Origin of the sequence: Otoolea muris, assembly GCF_943193115.1 — a bacterium.
Taxonomy (GTDB): domain Bacteria; phylum Bacillota; class Clostridia; order Lachnospirales; family Lachnospiraceae; genus Otoolea; species Otoolea muris.
In genome coordinates, this window is record NZ_CALPCY010000053.1 from 18,089 (window position 1) to 32,656 (window position 14,568).

16 protein-coding genes and 1 pseudogene are annotated in these 14,568 nt (G+C 49.7%); 11 read left to right on the plus strand and 6 right to left on the minus strand.

The window, feature by feature from the left end; translation table 11 throughout:
• The first annotated feature begins 6 nt into the window (after positions 1-6).
• On the plus strand, positions 7-294 hold the full coding sequence (locus tag NFS31_RS21585) for an ArsR/SmtB family transcription factor (RefSeq protein ID WP_251499835.1): 288 nt from the start codon (positions 7-9) through the stop codon (positions 292-294).
• A gap of 137 nt (positions 295-431) precedes the next feature.
• Positions 432-626 (plus strand): recombinase family protein, encoded by a 195-nt coding sequence (locus tag NFS31_RS21590; RefSeq protein ID WP_251499838.1) that lies wholly within the window; start codon positions 432-434, stop codon positions 624-626.
• 191 nt (positions 627-817) lie between these two features.
• Here NFS31_RS21590 and NFS31_RS21595 read toward each other — a convergent pair whose 3' ends face one another.
• Positions 818-1,150 carry a cation:proton antiporter domain-containing protein gene (locus NFS31_RS21595; RefSeq protein ID WP_251499843.1) on the minus strand — a complete coding sequence of 111 codons (333 nt, stop codon included), beginning with the start codon at positions 1,148-1,150 and terminating at the stop codon, positions 818-820.
• A 93-nt stretch (positions 1,151-1,243) separates the two neighbouring features.
• On the opposite strand from NFS31_RS21595, the gene NFS31_RS21600 reads away from it, so the two are divergent.
• The 5 genes from NFS31_RS21600 to NFS31_RS21615 all read left to right on the plus strand — a co-directional run bounded on the left by NFS31_RS21600 (position 1,244) and on the right by NFS31_RS21615 (position 6,697).
• Positions 1,244-1,630, plus strand: coding sequence for a TnpV protein (locus NFS31_RS21600; protein ID WP_160303668.1), 387 nt, complete (start codon positions 1,244-1,246; stop codon positions 1,628-1,630).
• 232 nt (positions 1,631-1,862) lie between these two features.
• Positions 1,863-2,414 carry a type IIL restriction-modification enzyme MmeI gene (locus tag NFS31_RS27195; protein WP_331482807.1) on the plus strand — a complete coding sequence of 184 codons (552 nt, stop codon included), beginning with the start codon at positions 1,863-1,865 and terminating at the stop codon, positions 2,412-2,414.
• Positions 2,411-4,657 carry a class I SAM-dependent DNA methyltransferase gene (locus NFS31_RS21605; RefSeq protein ID WP_331482808.1) on the plus strand — a complete coding sequence of 749 codons (2,247 nt, stop codon included), beginning with the start codon at positions 2,411-2,413 and terminating at the stop codon, positions 4,655-4,657. Before NFS31_RS27195 ends, NFS31_RS21605 begins: the two co-directional genes overlap by 4 nt.
• Positions 4,650-5,627: a DUF5677 domain-containing protein gene (locus NFS31_RS21610; RefSeq protein WP_160584416.1), complete on the plus strand. Its 978-nt coding sequence runs from the start codon at positions 4,650-4,652 to the stop codon at positions 5,625-5,627. The genes NFS31_RS21605 and NFS31_RS21610 overlap by 8 nt, the downstream gene beginning before the upstream one ends.
• Before the next feature lie 26 nt (positions 5,628-5,653).
• Complete coding sequence (locus NFS31_RS21615; RefSeq protein ID WP_251499847.1) at positions 5,654-6,697, plus strand: TIR domain-containing protein; 1,044 nt, start codon at positions 5,654-5,656, stop codon at positions 6,695-6,697.
• 526 nt (positions 6,698-7,223) lie between these two features.
• Here the strand turns inward: NFS31_RS21615 and NFS31_RS21620 are convergent.
• Entirely contained in the window at positions 7,224-7,850 is a 627-nt protein-coding gene (locus tag NFS31_RS21620) for a helix-turn-helix domain-containing protein (protein WP_251499850.1), read from the minus strand.
• Between the two features lie 308 nt (positions 7,851-8,158).
• Between NFS31_RS21620 and NFS31_RS21625 the strand changes: the two genes are divergently transcribed.
• The 4 genes from NFS31_RS21625 to NFS31_RS21640 all read left to right on the plus strand — a co-directional run bounded on the left by NFS31_RS21625 (position 8,159) and on the right by NFS31_RS21640 (position 11,217).
• The gene (locus NFS31_RS21625; RefSeq protein WP_251499853.1) at positions 8,159-9,301 is read left to right on the plus strand and encodes an AAA family ATPase; all 1,143 of its coding nucleotides are present in this window, start codon (positions 8,159-8,161) and stop codon (positions 9,299-9,301) included.
• 4 nt (positions 9,302-9,305) lie between these two features.
• Positions 9,306-9,506: a hypothetical protein gene (locus NFS31_RS21630; protein ID WP_120396551.1), complete on the plus strand. Its 201-nt coding sequence runs from the start codon at positions 9,306-9,308 to the stop codon at positions 9,504-9,506.
• Between the two features lie 89 nt (positions 9,507-9,595).
• Positions 9,596-10,213 carry a recombinase family protein gene (locus NFS31_RS21635; RefSeq protein ID WP_251499856.1) on the plus strand — a complete coding sequence of 206 codons (618 nt, stop codon included), beginning with the start codon at positions 9,596-9,598 and terminating at the stop codon, positions 10,211-10,213.
• Positions 10,210-11,217, plus strand: coding sequence for a DUF4368 domain-containing protein (locus NFS31_RS21640; protein ID WP_251499875.1), 1,008 nt, complete (start codon positions 10,210-10,212; stop codon positions 11,215-11,217). Before NFS31_RS21635 ends, NFS31_RS21640 begins: the two co-directional genes overlap by 4 nt.
• A 95-nt stretch (positions 11,218-11,312) precedes the next feature.
• On the opposite strand, the gene NFS31_RS21645 is transcribed toward NFS31_RS21640, so the two are convergent.
• The 4 genes and pseudogenes from NFS31_RS21645 to NFS31_RS21660 form a co-directional block, all read right to left on the minus strand.
• Entirely contained in the window at positions 11,313-11,732 is a 420-nt protein-coding gene (locus NFS31_RS21645) for a cation:proton antiporter domain-containing protein (protein WP_251499860.1), read from the minus strand.
• Positions 11,729-12,091 (minus strand): hypothetical protein, encoded by a 363-nt coding sequence (locus NFS31_RS21650; RefSeq protein WP_416389492.1) that lies wholly within the window; start codon positions 12,089-12,091, stop codon positions 11,729-11,731. Before NFS31_RS21650 ends, NFS31_RS21645 begins: the two co-directional genes overlap by 4 nt.
• Before the next feature lie 176 nt (positions 12,092-12,267).
• Positions 12,268-14,007 carry an Rqc2 family fibronectin-binding protein gene (locus NFS31_RS21655; RefSeq protein ID WP_251499867.1) on the minus strand — a complete coding sequence of 580 codons (1,740 nt, stop codon included), beginning with the start codon at positions 14,005-14,007 and terminating at the stop codon, positions 12,268-12,270.
• A 92-nt stretch (positions 14,008-14,099) separates the two neighbouring features.
• A pseudogene (locus tag NFS31_RS21660) lies at positions 14,100-14,568 on the minus strand (hypothetical protein); the annotation flags it as partial.

The following is a 14,568-nucleotide window of genomic DNA, read 5'->3' on the forward strand; positions in this document are numbered from 1 at the left end:
GATCCTTTGACAGAATATCAGGATAGTCATTTTTCCAAAGAATTGAAGGAAAGCGATTTGTATATATTAACGGAATTTTTCAAGGTGCTTGGGAACCCTGCACGTATTCGTATCCTGCTCCTTTTAATGGAGCAGGATTTATGTGTTGGTGATTTGGCAGATCAGCTTGGAATTACGCAGTCCGCGGTGTCCCGCCAGCTAAACCTTTTAAAGTCAAATAAGCTGGTGAGGAGGCGGAGAGATGGAAAAATGATCTTTTATACTTTAAAGGGCTGCCAGTCCGCTTTACAGTAACAAAACTGGTAGAAAATGATCGCCTGATGAAAGAGAAACTTACTGTTTCGCCTGAAAAAGAAACATTTCTATTATTGATGAAATAGAATTTCGAGGAAGGGAAGCCGAGGAGCAGCACACTGCTCGGCTACCGTAACGTGAACGGACGGTATGAGGTTGTGCCGGAAGAGGCGGAGACCGCGCGGCTTATTTACCGGCTGTTCATGCAGGGGCAGACGCCCTGCGCCATTGAAAAATATCTGACGGACAGGGATACAGCGGAGGAAGAATGCAGCGGAGGAAGAATGCAGGGCGGAGCCATAACTGCTGCTGCGTGTTCTCGGCAAAGCTGAAATGCGGTGACAGAGGGTCTGCTCCACATAGCAAAAACACCATTTGAATGTAAAAGAGATAACCTCACAATTCGCGGAACGGAATATAGGCCGACAAGGATAAATATGCCAATAGCAATCGTCTGTCATGATTTTTGGTATTTCAGGACACGGTAAGGCAATATGCAATCGAGTTGACGGATATGGGATATTTAACTTAATTTCCTCAAATAGATTCGTTTTATAACAGCAAGCAGGACGGAGAATGTCTGTATACGCCCCCTGGCCCTGCTTAAGAGCCGTCCGGCAGGAAGTCCTGTAACGAGGCCGATGATGACTGGCAAAAGAATCATCACAGGGAGCATATACAGCGAAACGGAGCCGCCCGATACAGAACTGGCCACAACGGAATTGACCGTAAAAAATACAATGATTGCCACGATGTCATCTAACACCGCCATTGGCAGCAATGTATTGGTTACAGGCCCCTTTGCGTGGAATTCGTTAGTCAACCTTACATAAAGAATGACATCACAGCAGTGCATTGGTGGTCGATTACCTCCGGCGAGATGGTGTGGCACATTATCGGTAGCGGCTACCGATAATCAAACAAGACTATCACATAGGGGGAAAACACAATGAGCGAATTGAAACCGAGAATCCATGACGAGGACACTGGCATCGACTACATCCTTGCTGGCGACTACTACATCCCGGCCATTGAACTGCCGGAGGACGATTACCGTCCCATCGGAAAATGGGGACAGATGTACCGGGCATATCTGGAAGAAACGAACTTGCTTCTGCTCAACCACCTGATTTTGACGGGTAAGCTACACAGCTACCTTGCCGACCTTAACGAACAAGCACAGAACCGCTACCATCTCATTGTCCAGCAGATGGCTGATACCGAAGGCGTAACTGAGGACTTGAAGCGGCGTTCTCAATGGGAGTGGGTACAGACCATGAACAGCATCGCCAGTTGTGCTGAAGAAATTATAAGAGACGAGATATGCAATGCTTAGTGGGTTCAATGCCCTTGCAAATGCGCTACTGTAAGTGCGCAAATACCGAAAGCCGGCTTACTACAAGTAGGTCGGCTTTCGGCGTTTATGTGTGACAAACAACGAGATTGCTCGGAGAATTATTGGGGTTTGTCTGGAAATCTGTCGTTCTATGTGGTATAGTAGGTTTAAGGATATAAGCGCATTGAAGGACGGGCTATTTTCAATGTCCGATTGACGCTGAGGTGATAGTATGACTGATACGCAACAAAAGATGGCCGCCAGGAAGTTCGCGGCTTACTGGAAAGATAAAGGCTATGAGAAGGGACAAAGCCAGACATTTTGGCTGACGCTGCTCTCTGATGTGCTGGGTGTTGAGGATGTGGGCAGTTTTATCACGTTTGAGGAACAGGTGAAGCTGGACCATACCAGCTTCATTGACGGCATCATCCCCTCTACTCATGTGCTGATTGAGCAAAAGAGCATCGACAAGAATTTGAAAGCCGCTATCAAGCAGTCTGACGGTTCGCTGCTGTCCCCATTCCAGCAGGCAAAGCGGTACGCCGCCGAACTGCCTTATTCCCAGCGCCCCCGTTGGATTGTGATTTGCAATTTTGCTGAATTCCATGTGTATGACATGGAGCGGCCCGGCGGCGACTCGGAAGTGATTCTCCTTGCGGATTTGGAGAAGGAATATTACCGGTTGCAATTCCTGGTGGACACTGGGAGTGAACACATCAAAAAAGAAATGGAAATCTCCCTGCAAGCTGGCGAACTGGTAGGGCGCTTTATGACGCGCTTTTGAAACAGTACAAGGACCCCAGCAGTCAGTCAACGCTTCAAAGCCTAAACAAGCTCTGTGTCCGGCTGGTATTCTGCCTTTATGCGGAAGATGCTGGGATTTTCGGCGGCAAAAGTATGTTCCACGATTATCTCAGGGATGTTTCTGTCAGTGGTATTCGTAGGGCGCTGGTGGAGTTGTTCAAAATCTTAGATCAGAAACCGGAATCGCGCGATAAATACCTTGCGGATGATAATCCGGCACTGGCGGCATTCCCTTATGTTAATGGCGGCTTGTTCAATGACGAGGATATTGAAATCCCGCCTTTCACAGAAGAATTGAAAACGCTCCTTCTGGAAAATGCCAGCGAGGATTTTAACTGGAGCGACATCAGCCCCACGATATTTGGCGCAGTCTTTGAAAGTACATTAAACCCAGAGACCCGGCGCAGCGGAGGGATGCACTATACATCTATCGAGAACATCCACAAGCTGATTGACCCGTTGTTCCTGGACGGACTGAAAGCCGAGTTTGCGGAAATCAAAGAAATTACAGTTGACCGAACCCGCAAAGCCAAATTGGAATCATTTCAAATGAAGCTGGCTGGTCTGAAATTCCTTGATCCGGCTTGCGGCTCTGGAAATTTCTTGACTGAGACATACATCTCCCTTCGACGGCTGGAAAACGAGACGCTCTCCCTGCTCCACCGGGGGCAGATTATGTTGGATGTTGGCGATCCTATCCAAGTGTCCATCGGTCAATTTTACGGCATCGAGATCAACGACTTCGCCGTGACTGTGGCAAAGACTGCCCTATGGATTGCGGAAAGCCAGATGATGAAAGAAACCGAGGATGTAGTGCATATGTCCTTGGACTTCCTTCCTCTGAAATCTTATGCCAATATCACTGAGGGGAACGCTCTCCAGGTAGACTGGGCAAGTGTTGTCTCCAAGCATGAGCTGAACTACATTATGGGGAATCCGCCGTTTGTAGGTTACTCACTGCAAAGCAAAGCACAGAAAAATGATATTCTCTCCGTCTATGTTGATGAAAAGGGCAAGCCTTACAAAACAGCGGGCAAGATCGACTATGTTTCCGGCTGGTATTTCAAGGCGGCACAGTTGATGCAGGGAACCGCCGTTCGGACAGCGTTTGTGTCTACTAATTCCATTACCCAAGGCGAACAGGTCGCAGGAGTTTGGAAGCCGCTTTATGAACGTTTCGGTATTCATATTGACTTTGCGCACCGCACATTCCGTTGGGACAGCGAAGCCAGTATTAAGGCTCATGTCCATTGTGTGATTGTGGGGTTCAGTAATGAGCCTAATCCTGCGCCTAAGCGGATTTATACAACAGAGCGATATCAAGAAGTAGAGGATATCAATCCCTATCTGCTTGATGCCCCCAATGTATTTATTGATAGCCGAACCAATTCTATTTGCAATGTACCGCAGATGGTATATGGGAATAAACCAACAGATGGCGGCTTTCTATTCCTATCCCCAGAAGAACGTGACGAACTGCTCAAGCGTGAACCGGGAACGGAAAAGTTTATCCGGCAAATATATGGCGCAACCGAGTACATCAACAATAAAGCCCGCTACTGCCTGTGGCTGGTCGGCGCATCTCCCGCCGAACTGCGCAAGTCCCCATTCATCATGGAGCGAGTGGAGCAAGTAAGGCAGTTCCGACTGAACAGCACAAAAGCGGCAACACAAAGGAGCGCGGATACTCCAACTTTGTTCCAGGAAATCCGGCATCCTGACAGTGAGTACATTATTATTCCTTGTCATTCTTCTGAAACACGGCGATATATTCCATTTGGTTTTGTATCGTCAAATATACTTGTGAACAATGCAGTGCAACTTATCCCTGGTGGAAGTATCTATCATTTTGGTATTTTGACTTCAAATGTTCACATGGCTTGGACAAGGGCTGTCTGTGGCCGCATTAAGAGCGACTATCGCTACTCCAAAGACGTGGTTTACAACAACTTCCCTTGGCCCACACCCACCGATACACAAAAGGCCAAAATTGAGCAGACCGCCCAGGCAATTCTAGACGCCCGCGCCCGCTATCCGGAAAGCAGCCTTGCTGATCTCTATGATGAATTGACTATGCCCCCGGAATTGCGAAAGGCGCATCAGGATAATGATCGAGCAGTTATGCAGGCTTATGGGTTTTCTGTCAGGGACATGACCGAGAGCATATGCGTGGCAGAACTGATGAGGATGTATCAAAGTTTGACGGAGGGAATAAATGGCTAACGATTTTACACTGGAACTTTTGAATACCGTTCTTCAGCAGCGAGTGGAGGAACTTGGGGCTGACGGATTGTCTGATTCTGAAATAATAGATAAAATATCCGAATTGAAAATCGAGAATGCACTTATGAATGTTAGTGCGGTAATGGCCTCCGATACAGTTGCTTTGATGGAAAGTACAATGTATGAGCGAGTTTTGGAAGAACGAGCAAAGGCCGCTCAATTCATTGCTCACAACGAACAAATCTGGGGGAAAGGGTTTGTTGCTTCGGAAGCCTTATATATTGTTTCGTTAGAGTTGGCACAAACATTTAATGACTATGTTGCGAGTTTGCCTCAAGAAGATATTTCTGATAAGCAGTTTCAATATGCAGCGTTATGTGCAATTCATGGCAGGGCTTGCCAACAGTTTTTGGAGATCCTTCATTTATTGAAAAATGGATTTGCAGACGGTGCCTATGCTCGCTGGCGGTCGATATATGAGTTGAGTGTCATCGCCGAATTCATCAGCAAAAATGATGAAGATGTTGCGAAAGCATACTGCGAAGCTGCAAATACGGGAGATGACTATCATGACTGGGCAAAGGCAGCTCCTTTTTTTGCAAACAATAGACACGTATCCTTTGACAACATCAAAAGAAAGTGTACCGCCCAAAATGATGTGTGGAGGGGACAATATAAACTCTCCAACAAGGTTGTCCACGCATCACCCCAAGGAACGTTTGGGCGATTGGCGAATGGCCCTGGTCTTGAACATTTTATACCTGTTGGGCATAGTGATTATGGTCTTGCCATGCCAGCTGTCAACTCAGCTATTTCGCTTTCCATTATCTCGACATACTTTTTTAACTCAATACCGTATGGGGATGGACTGGTTTTCATCCAGACAATTCAAAAATGGACAGAAGTTATTCGTAAATATTACTCAGAAATTGAGACGTCCTGCTTTGATGCCTCTGGTAAACACAGCTGATAGATAAAAGGAAGCAGGTGAGCGATATGTCAATATCACCGTTATTCAAAATTCAAGTAGAACAGGACATCGGGAGATGTGAAAGCCAAAAATCGGTAAACGGCAGTGAAGGGCTTTATGCCGAGCTTGTTAATCGCTATAGTGGGCCAATAGATAACTTTATGCAAAATCTTCCTATCTATAGAAAGGTACCTACATTTGCCTGTGGCGCTGATTATCGACCAGAACTTCAGTTGATTGCTTCAAAGCTGAGGACATATTTATTGAAAAAAGAACGTGAGAATGCTGAAATCTCAGATAATCCAATTAAAGCAAAAGTAGATGAATTTATTCAGCGTGGTTTAGATATTGGAAGGATAGAATTTCATCCAGCTGGAAATGGGGTTCCCGTTTCAAGTGTCTCTGGTCCGTTGTATGATGCGTGGATGGGTGAAATCAACATTTTTAATGAGCGGCATTTAAAAAGCCATCCTTTGCATGATAGCATACACAATACATATTTTCACAAGAGGACATCATCTTATAAAGATATGATGGGACACTTGCGGGCTCTGTCCACAGATACAGATTTTTTTAAGGCAAACATAATTCAGATGCCGGATGGTGCAGGAAGGAGCATTATGAGTAATAAAATTTTCATCGTTCATGGTCACGATGAGGCTGCAAAACTAGATATGGCACGCACTTTAGAAAAGGCGGGGTTTGAGGCCATTATCCTTCATGAGCAACCTGATGCAGGGCGCACCATCATTGAGAAGTTTGAGAATTATGCGGATGTGAGTTTTGCTGTAATCCTCTATACAGAATGTGACCTGGGACGCGACAAAAAAACACCTGCGGGTTCTGAGAAGTATCGTGCGAGGCAAAATGTCGTATTTGAACACGGCTTCTTTATTGGAAAATTAGGACGCGACCACGTTTGTGCATTTGTCAAAGGAGATGTTGAAACCCCTGGTGATCTCAGTGGCGTTTTGTATGTACCTATGGATAGTTCAGGAGCGTGGAAAATGGATTTAGCAAAGAATATGAAAGCTGTGGGCCTTCCGGTTGATATGAACAAATTCCTTTGAAACTCCAAAGTTGAAATTAAGTGTTCGGAAAACCGAACGCGCAACCAGCCCCGGCAAGGGGCTGTTCAAAGGGTCTGGGGTGCTACCCCAGCAAGCAAAAACGGATTTCCGGCGGCAACGCTGGAAGTCCGTTTTGAGCGTTTGTATATACAAACGCCCTGCTTGCCCAGTAGCGCACTTCTAACATAAGACCACTTTGCCCCGAGAGGTTGTATCAATCTGGTGCGGGTCAAAATGACCCGCACCCAAAATATGGATTGATGGCAACTGGGCAAAAGAACTCGTTACTGTAGTGGGGTGGACAAATTCTGTCCATCCCACTTTACTACTCTAAAATCAATGGAAACACTCTGTCCATTGATGGAATTTCGCTATCCCGCAAGCAGTGTCTTTGTTCCCACAAAGCCTCGAAACAGCGGTTCCCGGCTCCGCCGGAAATCGCTGTTTCTGCTTGTTGGGAAGCGTCCCAAACCCTTTGAACAACCTCGTTACCGAGGTTGGTTGCGCGGCGTTCCGCCGCTTCTGGCTACCGCCCACTGTTGATTTTCCGTTCCCGTCTCCGCTTCGGGGACTGCGGTTTTTCAGAAGAGACGGGAGCATCGCCATCAAAGTTTTCTTCTTCTGTCTGCCCTGCCTGTTTCCGAAATTCGTAGAAGTCGCTCAGGAACGCCGGGAACTTGCTTTTCCAGAGGGCGTACTCCTCATCGGTCATTTCTCCGACATCGTGCTGGGCGCAGGCTTTCATAAATCCCAGAGTACGGTATTGGAGCAACGCACCGGGACTTCTCGTGATGGTCTCTATATCCGGCTTGAAATCGTCCATTGCCACACTGTCCCTGAACACAAAATGGATATGCCCGCCCACCTCCGTCGGGTACAATCCGTAAATCTCCTCCAGCTTATATAACGCCTGCAGCGCCCCTTCCATATCCGAGATTTTTTCACCGCTGATGGCGGCGTAGTTGACCCGGAGTTTTTCGGCGATTATATGGAGCGTGAGAAAATCCGGCACTCGGTTCCCCAGTTCATAATTCCTGATAGCGGACTCGCTGACCTCGCATAGGGCGGCGAGTTCTTTTTGCGTCAGCCCCGCCTGCTGGCGGTAAAACCTTATTCGCTCTCCCAATGTCGAGTTAATTGACAGCAGTTCCATGCCGCGCCCTCCCTGTTCTGGTGTTGATTTGAGTATAGCCGTCCTGCCGGATATTATATCACACGCCGTTCAAAAATGAAAGGAATTTTTGCAAATCACTTGACAGCACATTTCTGAACGGCTATAATGATAAGTACAGTTCAGAATTGAACTCTATAAACTTCCGTATATAGAACAACCCGGCATACATGCCAAATCAGCGGCCAGCCCGGACAGGAAGGAGGTCATCCGGGCCGCTTCGCCGCTTCACCCACTGTCTCCGCCAGCGTTATGGTGTTCGCTGGCGGATGCCGTGAAAGGAACTGTGAATGACGGAAGAAAAACAGAAAATCCCTGAACTGAAAGTAATCCCGGCGGAGGAACTGCTGGACACGACCTACGCCCCGTCCGGCACTTTGATTGACGGTTTGATGGGTCAAGGCATCTACATCCTCGCCGGAGCGCCCAAGGTGGGCAAGTCCTGGCTGGTGCTGTGGCTGGCGAACCAGGTCAGCAAGGGCGAGCCGGTCTGGGGAATGAAAACGGAACAATGTGGTGTCCTCTACATCAGCCTGGAGGATACCTTCCAGAGGATGCAGCAGAGGCTGAACGATGTCAGCGGTGGAACTCCCGGCAGCATCTGGCTGGCGACCGAGGCCCTGTATATCGGCGAGGGCTTCGAGGAACAGCTTACCAATTTCCTCGCCGCCCATCCCCATGTGAAGCTGGCAATCATCGACACCCTCCAGCGCGTTCGCAAGGCCGGGCAGGAGCAGTACAACTATGCCAGCGACTACGAGACGGTATGCGCCTTGAAGAAAATCGCCGACCGATCCCTGATAACGGTGTTGGTAGTCCACCACACCCGCAAGGCCGGGTCCGCCGACTCCTTCAACATGATCTCCGGCACGACTGGCCTGCTGGGGTGCGCTGACGGGGCGCTTGTCCTGCAAAAGTCCTCCCGGATGGAGACCTCCGCCACGCTGGATGTGACCGGGCGGGAGGTGGCCGACACTCAACTGAACCTCCGCTTTGACAAGCAGAGGAAAGTGTGGGAGTTTGTTTCCTTTGGGGGCGAGGCCTCACAGAAAGAGCCTGACCCTATCCTGACTGCCGTTCAGACCTTCACCCAGGTGCATGGCGTGTGGCGGGGTTACGCCGCTGTGCTGCTGGACGAGTTGAAGGCGGAAACGGAAATCAACGCCGAGCCGAACACACTGACCCGGCTACTGAACGCCAGCATCGGAGAACTTGAGCGAGAGTATGGCGTCCGCTACCGTTCCGGGAAACGCACTGGGAAGGGCCGGCTGGTCTCTCTGCTGGATTTGAATGCTCCCTGGGTCAGCACCGACATGGACGATGCAGATAATGTAGGTAATGACGGTATTTTGAGTGCCGGTGACGGTCGTAAAAATATCTGCAATACCTACACAACCTACACGCCCACCCCTGATGATTCGGAAGGGGCGTGACGGTATGGAGAAGCTGAACATGAACCGGAGGGCTGTTCCGTCCCCGGAACCTGTGGAAGGAAAGGAGGTCAGCCGCCTGAACGATTACACCGAAGTCAAAATCGGCGGCGTGGTCTACCGGGTCAAAAGTGTATTTTCTGACAAAGGACAGTTGGGTGATCTGCTCGACTTGGCGGCGATGGAAAAACTCAGCCGTATCGCGTAAAGGGCCTTTGCATCAGAGTGTGAGCGTGCTATAATGGCGGTAGGTAATCGACCGCCATTCGCACTGCTCTTTGGGAGGTAAAATCAAAGATGCAGGAAACTTACAATGTTGGAATTTATTGCAGGCTCAGCCGGGAGGACGAGAGAACCGGCGAGTCCGTGTCCGTGGAGAACCAGAGGGAGATGCTCAGCCGCTATGTCCTGGAGCAGGGCTGGAACCTCTATGCCGCCTACTGTGACGATGGGGTCTCAGGTACGACCTTCGATAGGCCTGGGTTCAACCAGCTTATCGCCGACGCCACCGCCGGAAAAATCAATCTGGTACTCTGTAAGGACCTCAGTCGTCTCGGCAGAGATTATATCGAAAGCGGGAAGTATACGGACATCGTTTTTCCGAGCCTCGGCTGCCGGTTCATCGCCCTCAATGATGGGGTGGACACCGCTCACAAAAACAATGAGATGCTGGTGATTCTGAAAAATGTCATGAACGACCTCTACGCCAGGGACACCAGCGCCAAAATCAGGGCAGTCAAACGCTCCTCGTTTCAAGCCGGGAAGTATGTGGGATGCTATGCCCCTATCGGCTATCTGAAAAGCCCTGATGACAAGCACATCCTCATTCCCGACCCGGCAACAGCGCCCCTTGTGCGGCGTATTTTCGATATGCGCTGTCAGGGACTCAGTACCGTAAAATCGCCACAACGCTGAATGAGGAGAAGATGTCCACGCCCCGCGACCTCTACTACTTGCAGAAAGGCATGGTCAATCCCCGGCAGGACGGAGGCTACTGGCAAGCCCAGACCGTGAAGGCCATCCTTCGCAATGAGGTCTATATCGGTCATACGGTGCAGAACAAAACCGGCAATATCTCCTACAAGGTTCACAAGCAGGTGGGCAAGCCGGAGGCCGAGTGGATTCGTGTCGAGGGTACGCATGAGCCGCTGATTTCGATGGAGGTCTGGGAACTGGTACGGACAATCGAGCAGCAGAACGCCCGGAGCCGGACACAGGCAAATGGGGAGACCGCTCTGTTTGCCGGACTGCTTTACTGTATGGATTGCGGCTCGACCATGCGCCATCATGGGGACTACCACAAGTGCAAGGACGGGACCCCGGTCAGGTCCACCTATGAAAGTTACCTGTGCAATCGGTACTGCTGCGGTGGAAAAGACATTTGTACGGCCCACACGATGAATCAAAAGGTGCTGATACAGGTTGTCCTGACCGACATCCGCATGAAAGCGAAACAGGCGAGGAACGACCCATCCGGGTTGATTGAGCAAATCCAGACCCAGCGCAGGGCATCGTCCGCCGAACAGATGAAGCAGACCAGACTTCTTCTGACGGCTATTGAGAAACGGCTTGCGGAACTTTCCAGGCTGACCCAGGCCATCTATGAGGACAAGGTGATGGGGCGCATCCCGGAGGCCGTCTGCGTCCAGCTGATGAACCGGTACGAAGCCGAACGCGCCGACAAGCTGGAGCAGAGGGCGCATTTGTCGGGTGAGTTGGAGGCGTACCAGCAGGAGACGGATGATGTCCAGCAGTGGATGAAGCTGATTAGAGAGTACGCAAAGCTGGAAGAACTCGACCGTCCCACCCTCCTGCGGCTCATCAAGCGAATCGAGGTTGGAGAAAAGAAAGTCGAGGACGGATGCACCGTCCGGGACATCAAAATCCATTACAATTTCGTGGGTTATATCGAAGCCTGACACAAAAAAGCCCCGGTTTTACACCGGGGTACATACCAGCCAAACTATCTTGCCGGTTGCCAATGTATACATCGTTCTTTATGTAAGGTTCTCATTTACGATGGACAAGGCCGGCGCAGGGGGGTAGCCAGCGCAATCCCGCCGAAGATAAAGGCAAGGTAAACAGGCGCGCCTGCCAGCAAAAATGCAATGGCAAAGACAAGCGTTACAAAGAAAAAAGTGCCCAAAGACTGGGGCAGAGTGGTGACAATCAGACCCTTGCCGCAGCTTTTGAGTTCTTTCCACACAAGCTCCGTCCCCAGCATCAGTCCAAACGCGCACTGCATCCACATGATAACGGTCTTGTACCGCACAGAGTCGAGGACTGGCTGAGGCATCAGGCCGAGCGCGTGGGGACCGAAAAGCATACCGATGATAAGCCATCCTAAAATAGACGGCAGTTTGATTCTGGAAACAAGCCTGCCGGCAAGCATCGCCAGCATAAGTACGATAAGCCATTGCAATATTTGTATCATTTTTGTGTTCCTCCTTTTGCAAGTCCATACAGCATGAAGTCAAGCAATTTGGAAAGGTTTATTTCATGTTCCCTGATTTGCTTATCCAGCGTCATATAGCGGTAGGAAAAGCTGCTGAAATACCCATTGAACATACACTGCATCTGGCGGAAATACTCAATAGCATCCTCTTCCGTGATTCCGTCCCGCAGTGTGATGCCGGAGATGGCACTGCGGTAGATTTTTTCGTTGATCTTCTCAAAGGGCTCTAAAATCTGTTTTATCCTGTCCCGTAATTTTTCCTGGGGCTGCAGGATAGCTTCAAAGAAAATGTGCGCCTCGTTGGGGTATTCTGTAAAAAAGCGCATTCGGATCTCCATATATTGCAGCGGGTCAGAAGTGCAGCCGCTTTCCTCAATTAGCGATAAGCTTCTGTATTTTATAATGGCAGGAGGCTGCAGAATCCTTTATATTCCCGCTGTCTTGCGGCGCTGCAAGCTTGACGCCCCGTTGCTTGCAGCGTGGTTGCTGGATGAGTAATGAACGTGTCAGCAATTTAGATTTGTTCCACAAGCGCTGTCTTCGGCACAGCCACCATAGAGTAGTTCGTGTGATAAATCACAAATCCCGGCGCAGCCCCAGCCACTTTTTTAATATGTTTTTTCTGAATGTAATCAATCTCCACCTTTTCACTGCCGCGGCCTTTTGAGTAGTAGGCCGCAAGAGCGCCCGCTTCCTCAAAGGTGCGGTCCGTCAGATCGCGCCCGTCCGCTTTTACGATGACATGGGAGCCGGGAATCCCCTTTGCGTGGAACCACCAGTCGTTTCCGGAGGCGATCTTAAAGGTCAGTTCCTCGTTCTGGTAATTGTTTTTCCCGACATAGATATCGAACCCGTCTGTGGAACGGTAATGGAAGGGACGGCTGGTGATGCGCTCCTTTTTTCCGGACGGGCCGTGCTTTTTGATAAAGCCGTATTCCGTCAGCTCCTGCTTAATCTGTGTCAGATCTTCTTCCTTCAGCGCGATATCAAGGGAGGCGCTGATGGACTCCAGATGCCCGATCTCCCGTTTTGTCTCCTGCGTGAGCTCTTTAAGCGCTTCAAAGGCGCGTTTGAGCTTGTTATACTTATCAAAATATTTCTGGGCATTTTCCCTGGCGTTTAGCTGCGGATCCAAAGGAATCCGCGCCGGGGCGTCCGTATAGAAATCAATGCATGAAAGCTCCTTCTCCCCGCCGCTTAATTCATAGCCGTAGATGTTAATCAGTTCGCCGTATACCCTGTATTTATCGCGTTTCTCCGTGTCCTTTAGCTGCTTTAGCTGCAGATCAAGCTTTTTATAATTCCGTTCCAGAGCCGTCTGCACGATCCGGCGCAGATCCGAAGATTTCTGCCGGATCCGGGTGATGGTGTTTTTGGAGGAATAGTAGGTCTCCAGAACCCGGCTGATTGATTCAAAACGGCGCACACTGCAGGAGGGCGGATAAGAGGTCAGGGAAAGGGCGGCAAACTCCAGCGGCTCATCCCCCTTAAAGACGATACAGGGCTCAAAATCCCCCTCCCGGACAAGCTCCAAACAGCGCGCCAGCGTGTGCGCGAGATGGACGCGCTCCGCTTCGGAGAGCTCCATGGCCGGAACAGAGGAATCAATGGAAGCGAGATGGCAGAACTCCTCAGCCATAACAGGGCTGATCCCCGTAAAACCAGTATAAACCGTTTTGCCGGCCGGCAGCTTTGAGGAGGCGAAAAGCGCCGCCATATCCTCTTCGGAGACGGAGAGGGGATCCGACTTTTCCACAGTCCGGGGAAGAAAATAATCGCGGCCCGGAAGCACCTCCCGCACAGAGCTGACCTGAAAGGAGATATGCTTAATGCTGTCAATAATCCGAAGCTGCGGCGTACAGAAAATAATATTGCTGTGCTTTCCCATAAGCTCCACAATCAAAAGCTTCCGGCACAGATCGCCCATCTCATCCAGATGCTCAATTTCAAAATGGATGCAGCGCTCCAAGCCGGGCTGGCTGACTGAGCAAATCCGTCCGCCTCCGATATGCTTGCGCAGCAGCATACAGAAATTCGGAGCCGTCAGCGGGCTGGGCTTGCTGACATCCGTCAGGTAAGCTAACGGAAGGCTGGCATTCGCCGAGAGAAGAAGCCGAAACGTATCCCGCGGGCCCTTTACTGTAAAAAGAAGCTCGTCCTTTTCCGTCTGTGCAATCTTCGTAATCCGTCCGCCGGCCAGCTTATCATTCAATTCTTTTACAAGACCTGCAATTACAATTCCGTCAAATGCCATGATAAAACCTCCTTATCAAAAACATGTACTCACAAAATCAGGCGCGGAGAGACTCCGGGAATACATAAACAGGGCGAATGGATAACAGGCGGCTAAGCCATCTGCTCCAGCCGCTTACTGTGCTGGGATACAACAATCTTTAAAAGATCCACATCAGAGCGGATCGCAATGATTTCATCCGAGGCTGCCTCATACCGCTTCGCCGCCGGGACATAATTCTCAGACAGCAGCCGGATGTTTGGCATAATCTCATTGTCAAGTCTTAAATTAATGTCCTTAACAGCATCCTGAAGCTTAAAAATTTCACTCTCTAATCTGGAGAAGGAAGCTTCCAGATTCGCGTTGTAGAATTCAAATTTGTCATCGATTTGGGCAAACCTGTCGTCAATTTGGGCAAAGCTGTCATCGATTTGGGCAAGTCTGGCTTCGATTTGGGCAAATCTGTTATCGATTTGGGCAAATCTGCCGTCGATTTGGGCAAGTCTGGCTTCGATTTGGGCAAACCTGTCATCGATTTGGGCAAACCTGTCATCGATTTGAGCAAATTTGGCTTCGATTTGG